The sequence below is a fragment of the Falsiroseomonas sp. genome (assembly GCF_051860665.1).
Taxonomy (GTDB): domain Bacteria; phylum Pseudomonadota; class Alphaproteobacteria; order Acetobacterales; family Acetobacteraceae; genus Falsiroseomonas.
The window spans coordinates 161,577-181,153 of sequence record NZ_JBHYDM010000007.1; the positions used below are offsets into that span (position 1 = coordinate 161,577).

Sequence of the window (19,577 nt, forward strand, 5' to 3'; positions counted from 1 at the left end):
GCGGTGCTGGCATGCGCCCCCCGGTCAAATGGCCCACTTGAAGCCAATGTACCAGTTGGTTCAAAAGCCGATCAAGCCGCCGCGCGGAGGAGCATGCCGATGACCACCTGGGACCAGCGCCCCGCCATCCTCGCCGGGCTGATCGGCCAGGGCATCCAGGCCTCCCGCACGCCCGCGATGCATGAGCGGGAAGGGGCGGAGCAGGGGCTGCGCCTGATCTACCGGCTGATCGACCTGGACCCCCTGCGGCTGGGGCCGCAGGCGCTGCCGGAGCTGCTGACGGCGGCCGAGCGCATGGGCTTCCAGGGCCTGAACATCACCTTCCCCTGCAAGCAGGCGGTGCTGCCCCTGCTGCACGAGATCTCGCCCGAGGCCCGCGCGCTGGGGGCGGTGAACACCGTGGTGCTGCGTGACGGGCGCCGCATCGGCCACAATACCGACTGCTCCGGCTTCGCCGAGGGTTTTGCCCGCGGCCTGCCGGATGTGCCGCGGGCGCGGGTGGTGCAGCTGGGCGCCGGCGGGGCCGGGGCGGCGGTGGCGCATGCGCTGCTGGAGCAGGGCGTGCAGCGGCTTTCGATCAGCGACACCGATCCGGGGCGAGCGGCGGCGCTGGCCGAAAGCCTGGCGGCCCGCTTCGGCGCCGGCCGCGCCGAGGCCTGTGACGACCTGCAAGGCGAAGTGGCCGCGGCCGATGGGCTGGTGAACTGCACGCCGGTCGGCATGGCCAAGCTGCCGGGCACGCCGCTGCCGGTGGAATGGCTGCATCCCGGCCTCTGGGTGGCGGAAATCGTCTATTTCCCGCTGGAGACCGCCCTGCTGCGCGCGGCGCGGGCGCTCGGCTGCCGCACGCTGGACGGCGGCGGCATGGCGGTGTTCCAGGCGGTCGGCGCCTTCCGCCTTTTCACGGGGCGGGAGCCGGATGCGGACCGCATGCTGCGGCACTTCGCGGCGATGTCGGAGGAGGCCGCCTGAGCCTCACGGCCTCACGTAGCGCAGCACCGCTTCCGTGATCATGCGCCGCTGCGCGCCCGCGACCTCCGGCTGCGTCGTGCAGCGGCCGAAGATGGCGCGCAGCGTGTGGCGGTTGGAGATGCGGTGGAAGCAGAAGGCGGAGATCAGCATGTGCAGGTCCAGCGCATCGATCCCCGGCCGGAAGGCGCCCTCCGCCGCCCCGCGCGCCAGCAGCGCCTCAAGCAGGCCGATCACCGCCGCATTGCGTTCGCGGATGGTGGCGGAAAGCTCCACGATGCGGCCGCCATGGATATTCTCCACGCTGACCAGGCGGACGAATTCGGGATGCGCCGCGTGGTGGTCGAAGGTGACGCCGACCAGGCGCTCCAGCGCCTCGCGCGGCGGCAGCGCCTCCAGCTCCAGCGCCGCCTCGGCATCGCGCATGCCGCCATAGAGGCGCTCCAGCACCGCGGCATAGAGCTGCTGCTTGCCGCCGAAATAGTAGTAGATCATGCGCTTGGTGGTGCGGGTGCGTGCGGCGATGCGGTCCACCCTTCCGCCCGCAAATCCCTTTTCGGAGAACTCGGCCGTCGCGGCCTCCAGGATCTCGCGCCGCGTCTGTTCGGGCATGCGCGGTCGGGGCGAAGGGGGTGGCGTTGCGGGTGGAGGCACCATGCGGGTGGACCCTGCGGTTCACCGCAATGCCATAGCATGCGGCAGCGCTCGTCACCCAGCCTCAGGGGCCGCCTTGCGCCAGCGCGTGGTCGACGCCGCCCAGGATATGCCGCGCCAGCACCTGCCGCGCCGTCACCGCGTCCCGCCGCAGCGCGCAGTCGCAGAGCGCCGCATGCTCCCGCACCGCGATCTCGCCACGGAAGCCGAGTGCGCGGTTCTGGTAGCGCTGGTAGCGGTCGAAGACGGCGGCATGGGTTGCCATCAGCGTGCGCGAGCCGCAGGCGGAGATCAGCGTCTGGTGGAACTGCGAATCGAAGCGCCGCCAGGGATCCAGCGCCGTGGCATCGCCCGCGCCCAGCCTTTCCTCCATCTGCGCCAGCTTGTGGTTGGCGGCGACGACATGCGCCTCCCATTCCACATCGCCCGCGCGGAAGGCCTGCTCCAGCGCATGGCCTTCCAGCAGCAGGCGCAGATTGGCCAGTTCGCGCAGCTCCGCCGCGGAGAAGGGTGCCACCTCGAAGCCGCGCTGGCCCTCGGCCAGCACCAGGCGTTCCGCCACCAGCCGGTTCAGCGTCTCCCGCAGCGTGCCGATGCCGGCGCCATAGGCGTCGCGCAGCGCGTCCAGCTTCAGCTTCTGCCCGGGGGCCAGGACGTTGCGCAGGATATCGCCGCGGATCTGCCGATAGGCCCGCTCGCCGGCGGTCTCGGCCTCGGTGATGCCGGTCATCGGGCCATCGCCCGGCGTGGCTCGGCGGTCCGCCGCGGGGCGAAGGGCAGCAGCGCGCCGGTCTGCGCCACATGCTCGACGCAGCTCGCCACATGCGCCTCCAGCACCCGACAGGCGCGGTCGGCGTCGCGCTTCAGGGCGCAATCCAGCAGCGCCGCATGCTGCTCCGCCGCCACGGCGCCGCGGAACACCACGGCGACCATCTGGTAGCGCAGGTAGCGGTCATAGGCGGCGCCATAGGTCTCCAGCAGCACGGCGGAGCCGCAGGCCTCGATCAGCGCCTGGTGGAATTCCAGGTCGTAGCGCTTCCACACCACCGGATCCGCCGCCTGGCCGGCCAGCAGGCGCCGCTCCAGCGTGGCCAGCTTGTGATGCGCGCCCACCACGCGTCCTTCCCAATCCAGGTCGCCGGCGGCGAAGGACTCACGGATCGCGTGGCGCTCCAGCAGCAGGCGGAGATCGGCGATCTCGGCGAAATCCTCGGCCGAGACCGGCGCCACGCGGAAGCCGCGCTGGCCTTCCGCCACCACCAGCTCCTCCGAGGCCAGGCGGGTCAGCGCCTCCCGCAGCGTGGAGACGCCGGCGCCATAGGCCAGACGCAATTCCTCCAGCCCCAGCTTGCGGCCGGGGGCGAGGTGCCCGGTGATGACATCGGCGCGCAGGCGGCGATAGGCCACCTCGCCCGGCGTATCGCCAAGGCCAGCCGGGGCACGGGCAGGCCCGGCGATCATGCTGCAACCTCGCTCATGCGCGGAGTATCAGCCCGGGCGGGCGTCATGGGCAACACATGATGATCGGCCAAATATCCAACGATCTGTAAATTCGCTCTTGATAGCACCGATCCGCCGACATAGCGTTCCTTCCAACAGTCTCCCGGGAAGGAAACACGCATGTCATCGCCCCTCGGCCGCCGTTCCCTGCTGGCCAGCGCCGCGCTGCTCGGCGCCGCACCCCTGGCGGGCGCCCGCGCCCAGTCGCGCCGCCGGCTGCGCTTCACCGCCGTCTTCTCCGACCAGGACATCCGCGCCGATGCCATGCGCGGCTTCCAGCGCGACCTGGCCTCGGACTTCGATGTGGAGCTGCACCTGAACGCCACGCTGTTCCGCCAGGGCACGGAGCTGGTGGCGATCCAGCGCGGCAATGTGGAGATGGCCAATCTCTCGCCGCAGGACCTGTCGCGGCAGATCCCGGCCTGGTCGGTCATGGCCTCGGCCTATCTGTTCCGCGACGCCGACCACATGCGCAAGGTCTTCGCCGGCCCGATCGGCGCCGAGTTCAACCGCATGGCGCGCGAGCAGCTGAACGTGCATATCCTGGGCCCGCTCTATTTCGGCACCCGGCACGTGAACCTGCGGCCGCGCACGCGCATCTCGACGCCGGCCGATATGCGCGGGCTGAAGCTGCGCATGCCGCCGGGCGAGACCTGGCAGTTCCTGGGCGAGGCGCTGGGCGCGAACCCGACGCCGGTGGCCTTCGCCGAGCTCTACACCGCGCTGCAATCCGGCACCGTCGATGGCCAGGACAATCCGCTGCCCACCAGCCGCACCATGCGCTTTCATGAAGTGACGACGCAATTCGTGCTGACCAGCCACCTGGTCGCCTATGACCTGCTTTCCGTCTCCGCCCGCGTCTGGGATGCGCTGACCCCGGCGCAGAAGCAGGCGGTGCAGGCCGCCGCCGACAAGGCGATCGACGAGAGCACGCGCCGCCACGTGGCGCAGGAGGAGGAGATGCTGGCCTTCTTCCGCGGCCAGGGGCTGGAGGTCTATACGCCGAACCAGGATGCCTTCCGCGCCGAGGCGCAGCGCCGCTACCTGGCCTCCGCGCAGTCGCAGAGCTGGCCGGCCGGGATCCTCGATCGCGTCGCCGCGGTGCGCTGAGCCGATGGAATTGGCGTGCCGCCTGTTCGGCTGGGCCAGGCGGCGCGCCGAGAACCTGCTCTCCCTGCTGCTGATCGCCATGTTCGTGGCCTTCCTGCTGCAGATCGTCACGCGCTACGTGCTGAACGCGCCGCTGAGCTGGACGGCGGAGCTCTCGACACTGACCTGGGTCTGGGGCGTGCTCTGGGGCGCCGCCCTGGTGCTGCGGGACGAGGAGGAGATCCGCTTCGACGTGCTCTATGGCGCGCTGGGCGACGGTGCCCGGCGCTTCTGCGATGCGGTCACCGGCCTTGCCGTGGTGGCCGTCTTCGGCTGGTCGCTGCCGGCGATGGTGGACTACGTGACCTTCATGAAGGTGGAGCGCAGCGCCTATCTCGGCATCCGCTTCGACATCCTCTATTCGGTCTGGCTGATCTTCGCCGTGGCGATGATGGTGCGCCACGCCGCCATCGCCTGGCGCGCCATCGCGGGAGGCCGGGCGTGAGTCCCTTCACGCTGTCGATCCTCGCGCTGCTCGGCCTGTCCGTGATGGGCCTGCCGCTCGGCCTCGCCATGATCGTCGCCAGCATCATCTATCTCGGCGCCACCGGGCAGGACATGTCGATCGCGGCGGAGCAGGTGCTGAACGGGCTGAACGGCAGCTATGTGCTGCTGGCCGTGCCGCTGTTCATCTTCTCCGCCGGCTTGATGAATGCGGGCAGCCTGACGGACCGGCTGCTGCGCTTCTGCAACCTGCTGGTCGGCCGGCTGCGTGGCGGGCTCGGCCATGTGAACATCGTGCAGAGCGTGATCTTCGCCGGCATGTCCGGCTCCGCCATCGCCGATGCCGCCGGCAGCGGCAAGGTGCAGATCGACATGATGGCCAGCGGCGGCGCCTATCCGCGCAGCTATGCCGCGGCGCTGACGGCGGTGACGGCGGTGATCGGGCCGATCATCCCGCCCTCCATCCCCATGGTGCTCTATGCGCTCGTGGCCGATGCCTCGATCGGCTACCTTTTCCTGGCCGGCGTGATCCCGGGCCTGCTGATGGCGCTGGCGCAGATGGGCATCAATACCTGGATGGCGCATCGGCACGACTTCCCGATCGCGGAGCGCGTGCCGCTGCGCGAGGTGCCGCGCCTGACGCTGGAGGCCTTCCCGGCGCTGCTGATGCCGGTGATCCTGCTGGGCGGCATCTATGGCGGCGTGATGACGCCGACCGAGGCCGCCGCCGTCGCGGCCGCCTATGCCTATCTCATCGCCGCGCTGTTCTACCGCAGCCTGACGCTGCGCCAGACCTATGCCGCCGTGGTGGACAGCGCGCGCGCCACCGCCGCCATCGGCATGCTGATCGCCGGCGCGCTCGCCTTCAACTACGTCATCACCAGCGAGAACGTGCCGAACATGGTGCGCGACCTGCTGGCGGGGTGGAATCTCTCGCGCCTCGAATTCCTGCTGGTGGTGAACCTGGTCCTGCTGGTGCTGGGCTGCCTGATGGAAGGCAGCACCATCCTGCTGGTGGTGGTGCCGGTGCTGGTGCCGACGGCGCAGGCGCTGGGCGTGGACATGGTGCATTTCGGCATCGTCGTCGTGGTGAACATCATGATCGGCCTGGTCACGCCGCCCTACGGCCTGCTGCTGTTCATCGTGGCCAAGCTGTCGGGCGCGCCGATTTCCGCCGTCGTGCGCCATACGCTGCCCTTCCTGCTCGCCATGATCGGCGCGCTGATGCTGCTGACCTTCGTGCCGGAGATCGTGCTCTGGCTGCCCCGCCGCTTCGGCTACCAGGGCTGACCGCCCTGCCAGGAGGAACGAAAGCCTTGCCCCGGACCATCCATGTGCTGAACGGCCCCAATCTCAACCGCCTGGGCAAGCGGGAGCCGGAGATCTATGGCCGCACCACCCTGGCCGAGGTGGAGGCGCTGTGCCGCGCCGCGGCCGGGTCGGACAGCCTGGTCTTCCGCCAGACCAATTACGAAGGCCAGCTGGTGGACTGGATCCATGAGGCGACGGATGCGGAGGCCGCCGGCATCGTCATCAACCCGGCGGGCCTGACCTTCACCTCCATCCCCGTGCTCGATGCGCTGAAGATGTTCAAGGGCCCGATCATCGAGCTGCATATCTCGAACATCCATCGGCGGGAGGCGATCTATCACCGCAGCCTGGTCTCCACCGTGGCCACGGCGGTGATCGCGGGCCTGGGCGCCGCGGGCTATGCCACGGCGGTGCAGGCGCTGCGGGAGCTGCTGGAGGCGGCGTAACCCCGCCGCGGCAGGCGGCGAAGCCACGCATGCCGGGCGCCCCGCCCGGGCCGTGGAGGCGCAGCAATGCCGATCTGGATCGCGGAGGCCGTGGTCGCGGCCGCCCAGGGTTACGCGCTGGCCGGCCTGGCCGTGGCCGTCGTCTTCCTCGTCTTCGGCATCGAGCGGGTGGATCCCGCTTCGCGCGGCGCCTATGGCATGCGCCCGCTGCTGCTGCCGGGCCTGGCCCTGCTGTGGCCCTGGGTGCTGTGGCGCTGGGCGGCGCTGGCCGCCCGCCCCGGCGGGGGCTGAGCGGATGCGGTTGCGGCACCGGCGCGCCCATCTGGCGGCCTGGATCCTCCTCGCGCTGCTGCTGCCGCTGCTGCTGCTGGCGGCCGCCTTCGCGCTGCGCAACGGGCCGGGGGTGGAGGCGCCAACTCGCCTGGTCCCGCCGGGCGCGGCCGCATGAGCGCGCGCCACCGCCCCGTCTCCTGGACGCCGGCCAAGCGGCTCTATGACGCGGCGCTGCTGCTCGGCGTGCTCGGCTATCTGATCGCCTTCCTGCATCTCGCGCCGCGGCTTTCCGGCCAGGAGATGGATGGGCAGAGCCTGGCGATGCGCGCCTATGGCAGCTGCGCCTTCCTGCTGCTCTCGGCGGCGCTGGCGATCGGGCCGCTGGCGCGGCTGGCGCCGGCCGCGCTGCCGCTGCTCTACAACCGCCGCCACCTCGGCGTGCTGACCTTCCTGGTGGCGCTGGCGCATGCGCTGGAGGTGCTGGGCTGGTACTTCGCCTATAGCCCCCTGCCGCCGCTGGTGGCCCTGCTGTCCAGCGAGCCGGCGCCCGGGCTGGCATGGGGCCTGCCCTTCCTGCCGCCCGGCATCCTGGCGCTGCTGATCCTCTTCGCCCTGGCCGCCACCAGCCACGACTTCTTCCTGTCCTACCTGACGCCCGCCGCCTGGAAGGCGCTGCACATGGCGATCTACCCCGCCTATGCGCTGGCCACGGCGCATATCGCCTTCGGTGCGCTGCAGGATGCCGCAAACCCGGCACTGGCCGCCCTGCTGCTGGCCTGCACGGCGCTGGTGGCCGGCCTGCACCTGGCGGCGGCGCTGCAGCAGCGGGCGGCCGACCGGGCGCGGCGCGCCCGCGGCGCGGCGCCCTGGCTGCGCCTCGGCCGCGCCGATGCGGTGCCGGAGGGGGCTGCGCTGGTGGTGCATCCGCCGGAAGGGGAGGCGGTGGCGATCTTCCGCCACCAGGGCCGGCTGTCCGCCGTGACCAATCTCTGCGCGCATCAGAACGGACCGCTGGGCGAGGGGCGGATCGTCGATGGCTGCATCACCTGCCCCTGGCACGGCTTCCAGTACCGGCCGGAGGATGGCTGCGCGCCGCCGCCCTATACCGAGAAGCTGGCCACCTACCGCCTGGCGCTGGATGGCCCGACGCTGCTGCTCGACCCGCGGCCGAACCCGCCGGGGACGCGGGTGGAGCCGCTGGCCCTGCCGGGGCCGGTGGCGCCCGCGGCCGAGGCCGGCGGCTTCTTCATCGGCTGGTCAGCTACCCTGCCGCCCGCGCTGCGCCGCCTGGTGGGCCGCGCGCTGGCCGCGACCCTGCTCGGCCTGCCCGGACTCGGCCTGCTGCTGGGGCTGGCGGCGGGCGATCCGGCGGGCGCGGCCTTCGCCACCGTGCCGGGCAGCCCGCCCCGGCCGGACCTGCCGGAACCCGCCACGCTGCGGGGCCTGGTGATCGACGGCCCCTATCCGCTGCTGCACCTGCCCGCCAGCGGGCCGGACGGCCGCGGCCGGACGCTGCTGCTGGCGGGGGAGGGCAAGCTCGGCGCGCCGGAGGAGATCCGCGCCCTGCATGGCCGGCTGGTGGCGGCGGAGGGGGCCATCCTGCGCCGCGGCGATATCGAGATGCTGGTGCTGGCCGCGCCGCCGGTCCCGTTGGCGGAGAGCGCGCCGCTGCCAGCGGCCGAGCCGCTCGGCCGCTGGCGCATCCAGGGCGAGATCTGCGACGGCAAATGCGCCGCCGGCGGCATGCGCCCCGGCACCGGCATCGGGCATCGCGCCTGCGCCACGCTCTGCCTGGACGGCGCCCTGCCGGCGGTCTTCGTGGCGACGCGGCCGGTGGCGGGCCATGCCTTCCTGCTGCTGGGCGATGCGGCGGGCGGCCCGGCCCTGCCGGCCTTCCGCGACCTGATCGGCCACCGCGTGACGCTGGAAGGGGAGGTGACCCGGCTGGGCGAGCTGCTGGTCTTCCGGGCGGAGCGGCCATGAGGGCCGCTTCCATCACCCTGGCCCTGCTCGCGCTCTGCTGGCCCGCCTGGCTGGCAACCGGCTGGCTGGCCGATCGCCTGGCGCCGGAGGGCACGGCCCTGCTGCTGCGGGCGGCGCCGATGCTGCTTCTGCTCGACCGGGTCGGCGGCCTGGTCGAGCGCCTGGAGGACCGCCGGCAGGGAGGCGAAGGGCATGGCTGAGATGGAGGGACCCGTCCTGGTGACGGGGGCGGCCGGCAATCTGGGCCGCGCCGTGGCGGCGGCGCTGGCCGCGCGCGGGGCCACGGTGGTGGGGCTGGACCGCGTTTCGGCACCGCTGGAGGCGATGCTGGCCGCGCTGCCCGGTGCCGGCCGGCACATGGCCCTGTCCGACCTGGACCTGGCGGATCCGGCGGCCTGCGCCCGCGCCGTGGCGGCGGTGCTGGCGCGCTTCGGCCGGCTGGAAGGCGTGGTGCAGACCGTGGGCGGCTTCGCCATGGCGCCGATCGCGGAGGATGCGCCGCCGCTGTTCGAGGCGATGTTCCGCCTGAACCTGCTGACCACCGCCAATCTCTTCGGCGCCGCCGTCGCGGCGATGCGCCCGGCCGGGCGCGGCAGCCTGGTGGCGATCGGCGCCTTCGCCGCGCTGCGCGCGCCGGCCGGAATGGCGGCCTATGCGGCCTCCAAGGCCGGGGTGCTGCGGCTGGTCGAGGCCTATGCGGAGGAGCTGAAGCCCGCCGGGCTGCGCGTCAATGCGCTGCTGCCGGGCACGCTGGACACGCCACAGAATCGCGCCGCCATGCCGGAGGCCGATCCCGCCGGCTGGGTCGCGCCGGCGCAGGTGGCGGAGGCGGCCTGCTTCCTGCTGTCCCGGGCGGCCTCCGGCATCACGGGCGCGCTGTTGCCGGTGACGGGGCGCGGCTGAACCGGCGGATGCGTGCCGCGCGGCTCAGCCGCGCCCGCTGAGCCGGGCATCCGCCTCGAATTCCTCCGCCAGGAAGTCGATCATCGCGCGCACCTTCGGCGCCAGGAAGCGGCGGGTGGGGAAGACCGCGTGGATCGGCAGCGGCGGCGCCTCCCAGTCCCGCAGCAGCAGGGCGAGCCGGCCGGTCTCGAACTCGCCATCCACGAAATGCCAGACCGGCACCATGCCGATGCCGAGGCCCTGCAGCGTCGCCGTGCGCACCGCCTCCGTGCTGTCGACGCGCAGCCGGCCGCCGACCGGCACCGAGATGTGCCCCTCCGGCCCTTGGAAGGGCCAGGATGCCCCGGTGGCGAGGCCGGCATAGACGATGCAGGCGTGCCGGCGCAGATCCTCCGGCACCGCCGGCGTGCCATGCCGCGCCAGATAGCCGGGCGTCGCGGCGACGACGCGGCGCGACAGGCCGATGCGCCGGGCGACCAGCCCCGGATCCTCCAGCACGCCGACGCGCAGCGCCAGGTCGATGCCCTGCTCCACCAGGTCGATGAAGCCGTCGCCCAGCACCAGGTCCAGGTTGAGGTCGGGATGGCGCTCCAGGAATCGCGGCAGGCGCGGCAGGATATGCAGCCGGCCCATGACGGTGGAGGCCGCGAGCCGCAGCGTGCCGGTCGGGCGGCCCTTGCGCCGGCCGACGGAGGTCTCGGCCTCCGCCACCGCCTCCAGCGCCCGGCGCGCGGTCTCGTAGAAGGCGCGGCCATCCTCGGTCAGCGTCAGGCGCCGCGTGGTGCGCTGGATCAGCAGGCAGCCGAGATGCGCCTCCAGCGCCGCCACCTGGCGGGAGATGGTGGGCTGGGTGGTCCCGGCCTGCCGCGCCACGGCGCTGAAGGACCCGGCTTCCACCACGCGGACGAAGCTGCGGAACAGGGGGAGCGGGTCGCTCATTCATACAGTCTAGGTATTGATGAGGTGCAGGCAAGCCATGTTCTGCGGAGGGTGCGAATGGCTGAAGGTCCGCCCATGCAGAAGCCGGCGCCGTCGCCGCGACCTGCGGAGGAGAGACCCCGATGACCGTCCCCGCCTATTTCACCCGCTACCCCACCATCCGCTTCGACCGCGACGCGGATGGCATCCTGACCATGGCGCTGCACAAGGATGGCGGCCCGCTGACCTTCGGCGCCGTCGACCACGAGACCTTCGTCGATGCCTTCTACGATGTGGCGCGGGACCGCGCGAACAGCGTGGTGATCCTAACCGGCTCGGGCGGCGACTTCATCCCGGCGATCGACTTCGCCTCCTTCGGCGATGTCTCCGACCCCGATGTCTGGTCGAAGGTGCATGACGAGGGCACGCAGGTGCTGGAGAACATCGCCAATATCCGCGTGCCGATGATCTTCGCGCTCGAGGGTCGGGCGCATGTGCATGCCGAATACGGGCTGCTGGCGAACCTGGTGGTGGCCGGCTCCAGCGCCAGCTTCGACGACCTGCCGCATTTCGCCGGCGGCATCGTGCCGGGTGATGGCGTCTATACCCTCTGGGCGCATCTGCTCGGCCCGGCGCGGGCGCAGGCGATGATGCTCGACCCCAAGCCGCTTTCGGCGCAGGCCGCGCAGGCGCTGGGCGTGGTGGCGGAGGTGGTGGCGGATGGCGCCGCGCTGTCCCGCGCCAGGGAGATCGCGCGCGGCTGGCTGACCCGGCCGGCGGTGACCCGGCGCAATACCCGCATCCATTTCATCCAGCCGATCAAGGAGCGGATCGTCCGCGAGGTCGGCTACGGCCTGGCGCTGGAAGGCGCCTCCGCCGCCGCCCTGGTGAAGAGCTTCCGCGCGGCCTGAGCCAGTGCCATCGATCGAGGAACCATCGTCATGAACATCCAGGGCAGGCGTATCGTGATCACTGGCGGATCCAGCGGCATCGGCCGGGAGATGGCGCGGCAGCTGGCGCTGAAGGGGGCGCTTCTGGTGCTGACCGGGCGGCGCCCGGACGCGCTCGCGGCCGCCGTCGCCGAGTTGCGCGCGACGACGGGCGCCGTGATCCACGGCATCCCGGGCGACATCGCCGATGCCGCGGTGCGCGATGCGCTGCCGGCCCAGGCGGCGGCCCTGCTCGGCGGGATCGACGTGCTGGTCAACAATGCCGGCGGCGTGCGCGCCGGGCGGCTGGAGGACACTTTGGAAGCCGAGCTGCGCGCAATGATCGAGGTGGACCTGATCGCGCCGATCCTGCTGACGCGCGCCGCGCTGCCGGAGCTGCGGCGCAGCGGGGACGCAATGGTGGTGAACATCGCCTCCGGCATCGCGCAGATGGGCGTGCCCTTCTACGCCGGCTATGCCGCGGCCAAGGCGGGGCTCGCCCGCTTCGGCGAAGCCATGCGGCGCGAGCTGAAGGGGGAGGGCGTGCATGTCATGACCGTCTATCCCGGCGCCACCGATACGCGGATGATGTCGAGCTCACGCGCCGATGCCAGCATGGGCTTCGCCCTGCAGCCGGTCGCGGAGGTCGTCGGCGCCATCATCGAGGGCATGGAGGCCGAGGCCTTCGAGGTGGTGCGCGGCGCGCGATGCTGGCGCAGAACCGCGACGACCCCGCCGCCGTCGATGCCCACTTCCTCGCGCTCAAGCCGCAGCTGGAGGAGGCGGTGCGCGACCATTCGGCGCTGTAGGTCGCGCCTTCAGCCGGCGCCGTCGCGCCAGGCCAGCAGGCGGCGCAGGCCTTCCCGCATATCCACCTGCGGCGCCCAGCCGATGGCCTCCTGCGCCGCCTCGTGCCGGATGGTGAAGGCGCCGCCGGAGGTCAGGCGCACCTTGGCCGGATCGGGCGGCACCAGCTCGGGCGCCAGGTCCGGGCGGCCCGCCAGTTCCGCCACCAGCGTCACCAGCTCCAGCGTCGTCACCGGGGCGGGGCCGGAGGCATTGACGGCGACATCGGTGGCCGGCGCCTCCAGCGCCATGCAATTGGCGCGCGCCAGGTCGCCGACATAGACGAAATGCTTCGTCTCGCTGCCGTCGCCGATCACCTTCGGCCGCTCGCCGCGCCGGATCGCATCATGCGTCTCGACGATAAACAGCGCATTGGCGGCGCGATAGTGCTGGCGCTCGCCATAGACGGTGGAATAGCGCAGCACGACATAGTCCTGGCCCTGCTTGCGATGCGCATCGCGGCACAGCTGCTCGCCCATGATCTTGCTGGCGCCGTAGAGGATGGCGGCGGGCGGCGCGCCGGCGGCGTGGAAGGGCGTGTCCTCCACCAGGTCGCCCTTCACGCCGGGGCCATAGCCATAGACGGCATTGGAGGAGGCGAAGACCAGCTTCCGCACGCGATGCACGCGGCAGGCCTCCAGCACGTTCTGCAGGCCGCGGATATTCACGTCGATGCCACCCCAGGGGTCGCGGTCGAAGTTCAGCGTCATGAAGGCGGCGAGGTGGACGATGCCGTCCAGCCCCTCGGTCGCCGCCAGAAGCTGGTGCAGCTTCAGGATATCGCCCTGCACGATGCGCAGGCGCGGGTCGCCCTTCAGATGGGTGATATTGGCCTCCCCGTCGAAGGAGAGGTTGTCGTAGATCACGACCTGCGCGGCGCCGCGCGCGAGCATCTCCTCGACCGTGGCGGAGCCGACCAGGCTGGCGCCGCCGATCACCATGAAACGGCCGCCCTGCAGCGGGACGGCAGCGGACTCCTTGCGGGACATGGCGCGCTACCGGGCCATCATTCGGCGCGGATCCCGGCCTCGGCCACCAGCTTCTCCCATTTCGCGGTCTCCTCCGCCACGAAGCGCGCCGCCGAGGCCCGGTTGCGTTCCGGCGCCGGCGGCACCTCGACGCCGAGTTCCACCAGCCGCGCCTGCAGCGCGGCATCGCCGAGGGCGGCGGAGATGGCGGCGGAGATCGCGGCCAGCACCGCCTCCGGCGTGCCGGCGGGCGCCAGCACCGCATTCCAGGTGGTGGCGGCGAAGCCGGGCACCGTCTCCGCCACCGTCGGCAGGTCCGGCAAAGCGGAGGAGCGGCGGGGGCCGGTGGTGGCGATGCCGCGCAGCGCCCCGCCGCGCACCTGGGCCGCGCCGGTGGCCACGCTGTCCATGACAAGGGCGATGCGCCCGGCCATCAGGTCCACCACCGCCGGCGCGGTGCCACGATAGGGAATATGCTCGGCCTGCACCCCGGTCATGCTCTTCAGCAGTTCCACCCCGAGATGCGAGGATCCGCCGGCGCCGCTGCTGCCATAGGCCCGCGGCGCGGCGCGCAGGAATTCCAGCAGCCCCGGCATGTCGCGCACCGGGCTCGTGGGCGGCACCATGATGACCTGCGGCACCACGCCCACCAGCGCCACCGGCGCGAAATCGCCCGCCGGGTCGAAGCTGAGCCGCGTGCCGTGCAGCGCGCGATGCACCGCATGCACCACGGTGGTGAAGAGCAGGGTTGCGCCATCCTTCGGCGCCCGCGCCACCGCCTCCGTGCCGATCAGCGCACCGCCGCCGGCGCGGTTCTCCACCACCACGCGCTGCGACAGGTCGGCCGAGAGCCGCTCCGCCAGCAGCCGGGCCACGGCATCGGTCGGGCCACCGGCGGCATAGGGCACGATCAGCCGCACCGGCCGGTCCGGCCAGCTTTGCGCCAGGGCGGCCTTGGCCAGAAAGGGCAGGGCAAGGCCGCCCAGCAGAGCACGACGCTGCATGACCATGGTTTCCTTCCCCCCGGAGCTTTGCGCCGATCCTGCCGGCTTTGGCCGTGCCGCGCCAGCCGTCCGGCCGGGCCGGGCGCGTCAGCCGGCGGCCGCCGCTTCGCTCGCCACCCGGTCGAAAACCGCCCGCGCCTCCGCCGCCGAGGCGCGCAGCATGGCCCCCGCCCGCACCTCGTCCCGGCTCCACATCCAGCTGCGCGCCGGGTCCTCCAGCATGTCCCAGGCGGGGAAGAGCCGGGCCGGCGTATCGCCGGACCAGACCAGGGAGACTTCCAGATGCCGGTCGTCGCGCAGGATGCGGCCGAAGGTGGCCGTCACCTTGTCGCGCGGGCCTTCCAGCATCTGCAGGAAGAGATCGGCGCGGCAGACCAGGGCGCCGGTGACGCCGTCCCGCCGGTTGTTGCGCCGCGCCGCCATCAGGATGTCCTCCAGCATATCGCCCGAGAAGCCGAAGGGGCGGGAGGCATAGATCAGCTGCATCAGCGGGGCGGTGGAGGTCGAATGCGGGGGCATCGGCACGGCTTCCGGAAAAGGCGCGCCGATCATGCGCCTCTTCAGCGCCGGCCGAACAGCTTTTCCAGCTCCGCCCTGCCGAAGCGCAGCACGGTGGGGCGGCCGTGGGAGCAGGTGGCGGCGCGCGGCGTCGCCTCCATCTGCCGCAGCAGCGCCGCCATCTCGGCCCCGGCCAGCCGCCGCCCGGCGCGGATGGAGCCGTGGCAGGCCAGCCGTGCCACGGCCGCATCCAGCCGCGCCTCCAGCGCCAGGGCCTCGTCCATCTCGGCCAGTTCCTCGGCCAGGTCGCGCAGCAGCGGCGCCGGGTCGGGCGCGCCGAGCAGCGCCGGCATGGCGCGCACCAGCAGCGCGCCGGGGCCGCCAAACCCCTCGATCTCGAGGCCGAGGCGCGCCAGCTCCGCGCTGCGGTCCAGCAGGCGGGCGGCGTCGGCGGCGGGCAGTTCCACCACGGCCGGCAGCAGCAGCGGCTGGGCGCGCACGCCGCCCTCCACCAGCTGGGCGCGCAGCGCCTCATGCGTCAGGCGCTCATGCGCCGCATGCTGGTCGACCAGCACCAGCGATCCGTCCGGCGCCTCGGCCAGCACATAGGTCTCCAGGATCTGGCCGAGCGGCCGGCCGAGCGGGCCCTCGCCTTCGAAGGCGGGCAGCGGCGCCGGCGCGGCGGACGGGGCGAAACCGAGCGGCAGGGAGGCGGTGCGCGGGCGCTGGGGCAGGGGTCCCGAGGGCGGCTGCCAGCCGGGGAAGCTGCCGGCGGGCGGGCGCGCGTCATAGCTGGGGGCCACCGACTCGGCGAAGCCGGCGGGCTGCCACTCCGGCACCGCCACCTCCGCCGGCGCGGCGCCGGCCGCGCCCACCGCCAGCGCCCGGCCCAGCGCCGAGATCAGCAGCCCGCGCACCGCGGAAGGGTCGCGGAAGCGCAGCTCCGTCTTCATCGGATGGACATTCACATCCACCGCCTCGGGCGGCACCTCCAGGAACAGGGCGGCGACCGGGAAGCGCTTGGCCGGCACCATGTCCCGATAGGCGACGCGCAGCGCGGTGCGCAGCAGCGGGTCCCGCACCGGGCGGCGGTTCACCACCAGGTGCTGCGCCGCGCCGGTGGCCGTGTGATGCGTGGGCAGGCCGGCGAGGCCGGAGAGGGCGAGCCCCTGGCGCGCCGCCTCCACCGGCACCGCGGCGGCGGCGAAGTCGGCGCCGAGCAGCGCGGCGATGCGGCCGTCCCGGTCCGCTTGGGGCAGGTTGAGCGCGAGGCGGCCCTCCACCTCCACCCGGAAGGCGACTTCGGGCCAGGCCATGGCCAGGCGGCGCACCGCCTCCACCGCCTGCTCGGCCTCGTGGCGCGCACTCCGCAGGAAGGCGCGGCGGGCGGGGGTGGCGAAGAACAGGTCGCGCACCTCGACGCGCGTGCCCGGCGGGCCGGCGGCCGGGCCCACCGCGGATTTGCGGCCGCCCTCCACGCTGATGGCATGCGCGGCGCCCTCGGCGAGGCGGGAGGTGAGCGTCAGGCGGGAGACGGCGCCGATCGAGGGCAGCGCCTCGCCCCGGAAGCCCAGGGTGGCGATGCGGAACAGCATCGCCTCCTCCGCCAGCTTGGAGGTGGCGTGGCGCTCCAGCGCCATGGCGAGGTCGGCCTCGCCCATGCCATGGCCGTCATCCTCCACCAGGATGCGGCCGATGCCGCCGTCTTCGAGGGAGACCAGGATGCGGCGGGCGCCGGCATCCAGCGCATTCTCGACCAGCTCCTTCACCGCCGCCGCCGGGCGCTCCACCACCTCGCCGGCCGCGATGCGGTTGGCGGTGGTCTCGGGCAGCAGGCGAATCCGGGGCGCGGGGGCCATCAGCGGGGTGTGCTTCCGGATGGGGCGCGATGCAAGCCCGGCGTCAGGCGTGCCCGGCGCTGCCCGAGAGGAGCGAGGGGTCGACGCGCAGCTTGGCCAGCGCCAGGCGCCAGAGCTGGTCGGGCTGTTCGGCAAACAGCAGCGCCTCGTCCGCCGGCACGCTGAGCCAGGCATTGCGCTGGATCTCGTCATCCAGCTGGCCGGGGCCCCAGCCGGCATAGCCCAGCGCCAGCACGCCCTGGCGCGGCCCGCCGCCCTCGGCGATCGCCTTCAGGATCTCGACGCTGGCGGTGAGCGCGAGCCCGTCCATCACCTTCAGGCTGCCTTCCGTTTCCCAATCCGCCGTATGCAGCACGAAGCCGCGGCCGCCCTCCACCGGGCCGCCCTGGGTCAGGCGGATGCGACGCGCCGGCGGCACCGGGTCCAGCTTCAACTGGCCCAGCAGCTCGTCGAAGGTCAGGCTCTCCAGCGGCTGGTTCAGCACGATGCCCATGGCGCCGTCCGGCGAATGGGCACAGAGGCAGATCACGCTGCGGGCGAAGCGCGGGTCGGACATGCTGGGCATGGCGACCAGGAGCTGGCCGGCCAGGTAGCCGTCGTCCGGAGGATCTTTCGAAGGGGAGGGATCGCTGCGTGCCATGATGACGTTGAACATGGCGGCGGCCCCGCGGCATCGCAAGCAGCCGGCCCCGGCAAGCCGCATGGACGGGGCGGGCTGATCTGCTTTATGCAGCGCGCAGGTTCAGGAGACAGTTCGGATGACGATCAAGCAAGGCGATGCGATCCCGGCGGCGAAGCTCATGCAGGCCACGGCCGAGGGGCCGAAGGAGGTCTCGACCGAGGAGCTGTTCGGCGGCAAGACCGTGGTGCTCTTCGGCGTGCCGGGCGCCTTCACGCCCACCTGCTCCGCCAAGCACCTGCCGGGCTTCGTGACCCAGGCCGAGGCGCTGAAGGGCAAGGGCGTCGACACCATCGCCTGCATGTCGGTGAACGATGCCTTCGTGATGGGCGCCTGGGCCAAGGACCAGGGCATCACCGACCAGGTGGTGATGCTGGCCGATGGCTCCGCCGCCTTCACCAAGGCGCTGGGGCTGGAGCTGGACCTGACGGCACGCGGCCTCGGCATCCGCAGCCAGCGCTTCGTGCTGGTGGCGAAGGACGGCCGCGTGACGCATGTGGCCGTCGAGGCGCCGGGCGCCTTCGAGGTCTCGAAGGCCGAGGCCGTGCTGGCCATCCTGTGACCAATCCGGCCGCCTATGCGCTGTTCGCCTGGCAGGCGGGCTGGGTCTTCACGCTGCGCAGCCTGCAGCTGACGACCGACCCCGCCGGCGCCAGCGCGGCGCTGGCGGCGATGGTGGCGGAAAAGCAGAAGGCCTTCGCGGAGGGCGCCTTCGCGGCTGGCCGGGCGGTGCTGGCCGGCGCACGGCCGGATCTGGTGGCGGAAGCCGCGCTGCGCCCGTCCCGGCGCCGCGTCGCCGCCAATATGCGGGCGCTGCGGAAGGGCTGAGCCGGCCATCGGGGATGCCTCTGGGCGGCATAGGCCGGGGCGCCCTGGGCGGGCGCCCGTCGCAGGCGCAGCCTGCCTTCACGGGTGGGAGGTGGCGATGACGGGGACGAAGCGGCGGCTTCTGCTGGCGGCGGCGCTGGCCGGCACGACGATCGGCGGCAGCGCGGTGGCGCAGCCGGTGAGTTTCTGCGGCGGGGCGCTGGTGAGCCAGTCCCTCTACAGCCTCGTGCTGCCGAGCGGCGGCACCAGCCAGGTCGAGTATCGCGCCGCGCTGCAGAACCAGGACCCGCAGGGGCGGAGTCTGGTTGCGGCGCTGCTGCCCGTGACGCGGATCGGGCCGTTCAGCGTGGCCTTCCAGGCCGCGCCGATCCTGCTGAAGCCGATGGAGCGGCGGGACGTCATCCTGATCCGGCTGAACGTCAACCACTCAGCGGGGGCAGGCGCGCCGACCCCGGCCCAGCTCGCGGCCGGCCTCCGCTTCAGCTGCAGCTTCTCCTGAGTCGGGTTTTCCTGAGGCGGGTTTTCCTGAGTCAAGTTTTCCTCAGGCGGGGCCGGGGGCCATCCAGGTGAAGCGCGTCTTCTCCGCCGGCACGGCGCCGGCGCGGCGGTAGAAGCGGATCGCATCGGCATTCCAGGCGGGGGTCTGCCATTCGAGGCGGTCCGCGCCCGCCGCCGCGACGGCATCCCGCGCCGCATGCAGCAGCCGCGCGCCGAGCCCGGCGCCGCGACTCTCGGCCGCGACGAAAAGCCCTTCGAGATGCCCATAGGGCCGCGCACGCCAGAGCGACCAGTCGAAGGTGATCGCGGCATAGCCGAGGATGCGGCCCGCGCCCTCCGCCACCAGCAGGCGGATCGGCGGGGGATCGGCGGCGAGCAGGGCCGCCAGCTCCGCCAGGGTCAGCGGCGCGCGGGCCTGTTCGAAGCGGGCGTGGTCCTGGACCAGGCGATGCAGCGGCGCCGCATCGCCGGGCCAGGCGGGCCGGATGGCTGGCGTCACGCGGCCGCCTCGGCGCGGGCCAGGGGGAATCCCTCGTCGATCCAGCCGGTGATGCCGCCGGCCATGATCTTCACCGGCCGGCCGAGCTGGGCCAGGCGCAGCGCGCCCCGGGCCGCGCCATTGCAATGCGGCCCGGCGCAATAGGTGACGAAGAGCGTCCCCTCCGGCCATTGCGCCAGCTTGGAGGCGATGATCTTGCCATGCGGCAGGTTGATCGCGCCCGGCACATGGCCCTGGGCGAAGAGCGCCGGGCTGCGGACATCCAGCAGCACGAAGTCCGGGCTGCGGGACAGCGCGTCGTGCACGTCCCAGCAATCCGTCTCGAAGGTGAATTCGGCGGCGAAATGGGCGCAGGCGAGCTCGCTGGGCGCGGCGGGGATGGCGGTGACGGCGCTGGGCATGGGCGGGGTCCTTTCGTG

The 19,577-nt window shown here is 72.6% G+C and carries 25 protein-coding genes and 1 pseudogene; 15 read left to right on the forward strand and 11 right to left on the reverse strand.

Annotation, left to right across the window (positions count from 1 at the left end):
* The first annotated feature begins 99 nt into the window (after nt 1-99).
* Entirely contained in the window at nt 100-972 is an 873-nt protein-coding gene (locus ACTIF1_RS10155; RefSeq protein WP_439596288.1) for a shikimate dehydrogenase, read from the forward strand.
* Between the two features lie 3 nt (nt 973-975).
* Here ACTIF1_RS10155 and ACTIF1_RS10160 read toward each other — a convergent pair whose 3' ends face one another.
* The 3 genes from ACTIF1_RS10160 to ACTIF1_RS10170 all read right to left on the reverse strand — a co-directional run bounded on the left by ACTIF1_RS10160 (nt 976) and on the right by ACTIF1_RS10170 (nt 3,084).
* Nucleotides 976-1,581 (reverse strand): TetR/AcrR family transcriptional regulator, encoded by a 606-nt coding sequence (locus ACTIF1_RS10160; protein ID WP_439596289.1) that lies wholly within the window; start codon nt 1,579-1,581, stop codon nt 976-978.
* A gap of 106 nt (nt 1,582-1,687) precedes the next feature.
* Nucleotides 1,688-2,353 carry a GntR family transcriptional regulator gene (locus ACTIF1_RS10165; RefSeq protein ID WP_439596290.1) on the reverse strand — a complete coding sequence of 222 codons (666 nt, stop codon included), beginning with the start codon at nt 2,351-2,353 and terminating at the stop codon, nt 1,688-1,690.
* Complete coding sequence (locus ACTIF1_RS10170; RefSeq protein ID WP_439596291.1) at nt 2,350-3,084, reverse strand: GntR family transcriptional regulator; 735 nt, start codon at nt 3,082-3,084, stop codon at nt 2,350-2,352. The genes ACTIF1_RS10165 and ACTIF1_RS10170 overlap by 4 nt, the downstream gene beginning before the upstream one ends.
* 159 nt (nt 3,085-3,243) lie before the next feature.
* On the opposite strand from ACTIF1_RS10170, the gene dctP reads away from it, so the two are divergent.
* From dctP to ACTIF1_RS10215, 9 genes are all read left to right on the forward strand, one after another.
* On the forward strand, nt 3,244-4,233 hold the full coding sequence (gene dctP / locus ACTIF1_RS10175; protein WP_439596292.1) for a TRAP transporter substrate-binding protein DctP: 990 nt from the start codon (nt 3,244-3,246) through the stop codon (nt 4,231-4,233).
* Nucleotides 4,234-4,237: 4 nt separating this feature from the next.
* Entirely contained in the window at nt 4,238-4,717 is a 480-nt protein-coding gene (locus ACTIF1_RS10180; protein WP_439596293.1) for a TRAP transporter small permease, read from the forward strand.
* Nucleotides 4,714-6,006, forward strand: a complete 1,293-nt coding sequence (locus tag ACTIF1_RS10185; RefSeq protein WP_439596294.1) for a TRAP transporter large permease — start codon at nt 4,714-4,716, stop codon at nt 6,004-6,006. Before ACTIF1_RS10180 ends, ACTIF1_RS10185 begins: the two co-directional genes overlap by 4 nt.
* Before the next feature lie 26 nt (nt 6,007-6,032).
* On the forward strand, nt 6,033-6,473 hold the full coding sequence (locus ACTIF1_RS10190; protein ID WP_439596295.1) for a type II 3-dehydroquinate dehydratase: 441 nt from the start codon (nt 6,033-6,035) through the stop codon (nt 6,471-6,473).
* 66 nt (nt 6,474-6,539) lie between these two features.
* The gene (locus ACTIF1_RS10195; protein WP_439596296.1) at nt 6,540-6,764 is read left to right on the forward strand and encodes a hypothetical protein; all 225 of its coding nucleotides are present in this window, start codon (nt 6,540-6,542) and stop codon (nt 6,762-6,764) included.
* A 4-nt stretch (nt 6,765-6,768) separates the two neighbouring features.
* The gene (locus tag ACTIF1_RS10200; protein ID WP_439596297.1) at nt 6,769-6,921 is read left to right on the forward strand and encodes a hypothetical protein; all 153 of its coding nucleotides are present in this window, start codon (nt 6,769-6,771) and stop codon (nt 6,919-6,921) included.
* Nucleotides 6,918-8,729: a Rieske 2Fe-2S domain-containing protein gene (locus ACTIF1_RS10205; RefSeq protein ID WP_439596298.1), complete on the forward strand. Its 1,812-nt coding sequence runs from the start codon at nt 6,918-6,920 to the stop codon at nt 8,727-8,729. Before ACTIF1_RS10200 ends, ACTIF1_RS10205 begins: the two co-directional genes overlap by 4 nt.
* The gene (locus ACTIF1_RS10210; protein WP_439596299.1) at nt 8,726-8,929 is read left to right on the forward strand and encodes a hypothetical protein; all 204 of its coding nucleotides are present in this window, start codon (nt 8,726-8,728) and stop codon (nt 8,927-8,929) included. The genes ACTIF1_RS10205 and ACTIF1_RS10210 overlap by 4 nt, the downstream gene beginning before the upstream one ends.
* Entirely contained in the window at nt 8,922-9,632 is a 711-nt protein-coding gene (locus ACTIF1_RS10215; RefSeq protein WP_439596300.1) for an SDR family NAD(P)-dependent oxidoreductase, read from the forward strand. Before ACTIF1_RS10210 ends, ACTIF1_RS10215 begins: the two co-directional genes overlap by 8 nt.
* 24 nt (nt 9,633-9,656) lie before the next feature.
* Here ACTIF1_RS10215 and ACTIF1_RS10220 read toward each other — a convergent pair whose 3' ends face one another.
* Complete coding sequence (locus tag ACTIF1_RS10220) at nt 9,657-10,571, reverse strand: LysR family transcriptional regulator (protein ID WP_439596301.1); 915 nt, start codon at nt 10,569-10,571, stop codon at nt 9,657-9,659.
* 122 nt (nt 10,572-10,693) lie between these two features.
* On the opposite strand from ACTIF1_RS10220, the gene ACTIF1_RS10225 reads away from it, so the two are divergent.
* Both ACTIF1_RS10225 and ACTIF1_RS10230 read left to right on the forward strand, forming a co-directional pair.
* Entirely contained in the window at nt 10,694-11,461 is a 768-nt protein-coding gene (locus tag ACTIF1_RS10225; protein WP_439596302.1) for an enoyl-CoA hydratase/isomerase family protein, read from the forward strand.
* Nucleotides 11,462-11,551: 90 nt separating this feature from the next.
* Nucleotides 11,552-12,028, forward strand: a pseudogene (locus tag ACTIF1_RS10230) (SDR family NAD(P)-dependent oxidoreductase); the annotation flags it as partial.
* A gap of 269 nt (nt 12,029-12,297) precedes the next feature.
* Here ACTIF1_RS10230 and ACTIF1_RS10235 read toward each other — a convergent pair.
* From ACTIF1_RS10235 to ACTIF1_RS10255, 5 genes are all read right to left on the reverse strand, one after another.
* On the reverse strand, nt 12,298-13,314 hold the full coding sequence (locus ACTIF1_RS10235; RefSeq protein ID WP_439596303.1) for an NAD-dependent epimerase/dehydratase family protein: 1,017 nt from the start codon (nt 13,312-13,314) through the stop codon (nt 12,298-12,300).
* Between the two features lie 17 nt (nt 13,315-13,331).
* Nucleotides 13,332-14,297 (reverse strand): Bug family tripartite tricarboxylate transporter substrate binding protein, encoded by a 966-nt coding sequence (locus ACTIF1_RS10240; protein ID WP_439596304.1) that lies wholly within the window; start codon nt 14,295-14,297, stop codon nt 13,332-13,334.
* An 87-nt stretch (nt 14,298-14,384) separates the two neighbouring features.
* On the reverse strand, nt 14,385-14,816 hold the full coding sequence (locus tag ACTIF1_RS10245; protein WP_439596305.1) for a BLUF domain-containing protein: 432 nt from the start codon (nt 14,814-14,816) through the stop codon (nt 14,385-14,387).
* Between the two features lie 41 nt (nt 14,817-14,857).
* The gene (gene mutL / locus ACTIF1_RS10250) at nt 14,858-16,654 is read right to left on the reverse strand and encodes a DNA mismatch repair endonuclease MutL (protein WP_439596306.1); all 1,797 of its coding nucleotides are present in this window, start codon (nt 16,652-16,654) and stop codon (nt 14,858-14,860) included.
* Between the two features lie 43 nt (nt 16,655-16,697).
* Complete coding sequence (locus ACTIF1_RS10255; RefSeq protein ID WP_439596307.1) at nt 16,698-17,309, reverse strand: YqgE/AlgH family protein; 612 nt, start codon at nt 17,307-17,309, stop codon at nt 16,698-16,700.
* A gap of 103 nt (nt 17,310-17,412) precedes the next feature.
* Between ACTIF1_RS10255 and ACTIF1_RS10260 the strand changes: the two genes are divergently transcribed.
* The 3 genes from ACTIF1_RS10260 to ACTIF1_RS10270 all read left to right on the forward strand — a co-directional run bounded on the left by ACTIF1_RS10260 (nt 17,413) and on the right by ACTIF1_RS10270 (nt 18,660).
* Nucleotides 17,413-17,895 carry a peroxiredoxin gene (locus ACTIF1_RS10260; RefSeq protein WP_439596308.1) on the forward strand — a complete coding sequence of 161 codons (483 nt, stop codon included), beginning with the start codon at nt 17,413-17,415 and terminating at the stop codon, nt 17,893-17,895.
* Nucleotides 17,892-18,161, forward strand: coding sequence for a hypothetical protein (locus tag ACTIF1_RS10265; RefSeq protein ID WP_439596309.1), 270 nt, complete (start codon nt 17,892-17,894; stop codon nt 18,159-18,161). The genes ACTIF1_RS10260 and ACTIF1_RS10265 overlap by 4 nt, the downstream gene beginning before the upstream one ends.
* 97 nt (nt 18,162-18,258) lie before the next feature.
* Nucleotides 18,259-18,660, forward strand: coding sequence for a hypothetical protein (locus ACTIF1_RS10270; protein ID WP_439596310.1), 402 nt, complete (start codon nt 18,259-18,261; stop codon nt 18,658-18,660).
* A 42-nt stretch (nt 18,661-18,702) separates the two neighbouring features.
* Here the strand turns inward: ACTIF1_RS10270 and ACTIF1_RS10275 are convergent, their stop codons facing one another.
* A complete protein-coding gene (locus ACTIF1_RS10275; RefSeq protein ID WP_439596311.1) occupies nt 18,703-19,158 on the reverse strand; it encodes a GNAT family N-acetyltransferase in 456 nt (151 codons plus the stop codon).
* On the reverse strand, nt 19,155-19,559 hold the full coding sequence (locus ACTIF1_RS10280; protein ID WP_439596312.1) for a rhodanese-like domain-containing protein: 405 nt from the start codon (nt 19,557-19,559) through the stop codon (nt 19,155-19,157). The genes ACTIF1_RS10275 and ACTIF1_RS10280 overlap by 4 nt, the downstream gene beginning before the upstream one ends.
* Nucleotides 19,560-19,577: the final 18 nt, after the last annotated feature.

What these genes read in the sequence shown, in the direction of transcription:
- ACTIF1_RS10155 (WP_439596288.1), top strand. Translation starts at nt 100, where the DNA reads ATGACCACCTGGGACCAGCGCCCCGCCATCCTCGCCGGGCTGATCGGC.
- ACTIF1_RS10160 (WP_439596289.1), bottom strand. Translation starts at nt 1,581, where the DNA reads ATGCCCGAACAGACGCGGCGCGAGATCCTGGAGGCCGCGACGGCCGAG.
- ACTIF1_RS10165 (WP_439596290.1), bottom strand. Translation starts at nt 2,353, where the DNA reads ATGACCGGCATCACCGAGGCCGAGACCGCCGGCGAGCGGGCCTATCGG.
- ACTIF1_RS10170 (WP_439596291.1), bottom strand. Translation starts at nt 3,084, where the DNA reads ATGATCGCCGGGCCTGCCCGTGCCCCGGCTGGCCTTGGCGATACGCCG.
- dctP (WP_439596292.1), top strand. Translation starts at nt 3,244, where the DNA reads ATGTCATCGCCCCTCGGCCGCCGTTCCCTGCTGGCCAGCGCCGCGCTG.
- ACTIF1_RS10180 (WP_439596293.1), top strand. Translation starts at nt 4,238, where the DNA reads ATGGAATTGGCGTGCCGCCTGTTCGGCTGGGCCAGGCGGCGCGCCGAG.
- ACTIF1_RS10195 (WP_439596296.1), top strand. Translation starts at nt 6,540, where the DNA reads ATGCCGATCTGGATCGCGGAGGCCGTGGTCGCGGCCGCCCAGGGTTAC.
- ACTIF1_RS10200 (WP_439596297.1), top strand. Translation starts at nt 6,769, where the DNA reads ATGCGGTTGCGGCACCGGCGCGCCCATCTGGCGGCCTGGATCCTCCTC.
- ACTIF1_RS10205 (WP_439596298.1), top strand. Translation starts at nt 6,918, where the DNA reads ATGAGCGCGCGCCACCGCCCCGTCTCCTGGACGCCGGCCAAGCGGCTC.
- ACTIF1_RS10210 (WP_439596299.1), top strand. Translation starts at nt 8,726, where the DNA reads ATGAGGGCCGCTTCCATCACCCTGGCCCTGCTCGCGCTCTGCTGGCCC.
- ACTIF1_RS10215 (WP_439596300.1), top strand. Translation starts at nt 8,922, where the DNA reads ATGGCTGAGATGGAGGGACCCGTCCTGGTGACGGGGGCGGCCGGCAAT.
- ACTIF1_RS10220 (WP_439596301.1), bottom strand. Translation starts at nt 10,571, where the DNA reads ATGAGCGACCCGCTCCCCCTGTTCCGCAGCTTCGTCCGCGTGGTGGAA.
- ACTIF1_RS10225 (WP_439596302.1), top strand. Translation starts at nt 10,694, where the DNA reads ATGACCGTCCCCGCCTATTTCACCCGCTACCCCACCATCCGCTTCGAC.
- ACTIF1_RS10235 (WP_439596303.1), bottom strand. Translation starts at nt 13,314, where the DNA reads ATGTCCCGCAAGGAGTCCGCTGCCGTCCCGCTGCAGGGCGGCCGTTTC.
- ACTIF1_RS10240 (WP_439596304.1), bottom strand. Translation starts at nt 14,297, where the DNA reads ATGCAGCGTCGTGCTCTGCTGGGCGGCCTTGCCCTGCCCTTTCTGGCC.
- ACTIF1_RS10245 (WP_439596305.1), bottom strand. Translation starts at nt 14,816, where the DNA reads ATGCCCCCGCATTCGACCTCCACCGCCCCGCTGATGCAGCTGATCTAT.
- mutL (WP_439596306.1), bottom strand. Translation starts at nt 16,654, where the DNA reads ATGGCCCCCGCGCCCCGGATTCGCCTGCTGCCCGAGACCACCGCCAAC.
- ACTIF1_RS10255 (WP_439596307.1), bottom strand. Translation starts at nt 17,309, where the DNA reads ATGTTCAACGTCATCATGGCACGCAGCGATCCCTCCCCTTCGAAAGAT.
- ACTIF1_RS10260 (WP_439596308.1), top strand. Translation starts at nt 17,413, where the DNA reads ATGACGATCAAGCAAGGCGATGCGATCCCGGCGGCGAAGCTCATGCAG.
- ACTIF1_RS10270 (WP_439596310.1), top strand. Translation starts at nt 18,259, where the DNA reads ATGACGGGGACGAAGCGGCGGCTTCTGCTGGCGGCGGCGCTGGCCGGC.
- ACTIF1_RS10280 (WP_439596312.1), bottom strand. Translation starts at nt 19,559, where the DNA reads ATGCCCAGCGCCGTCACCGCCATCCCCGCCGCGCCCAGCGAGCTCGCC.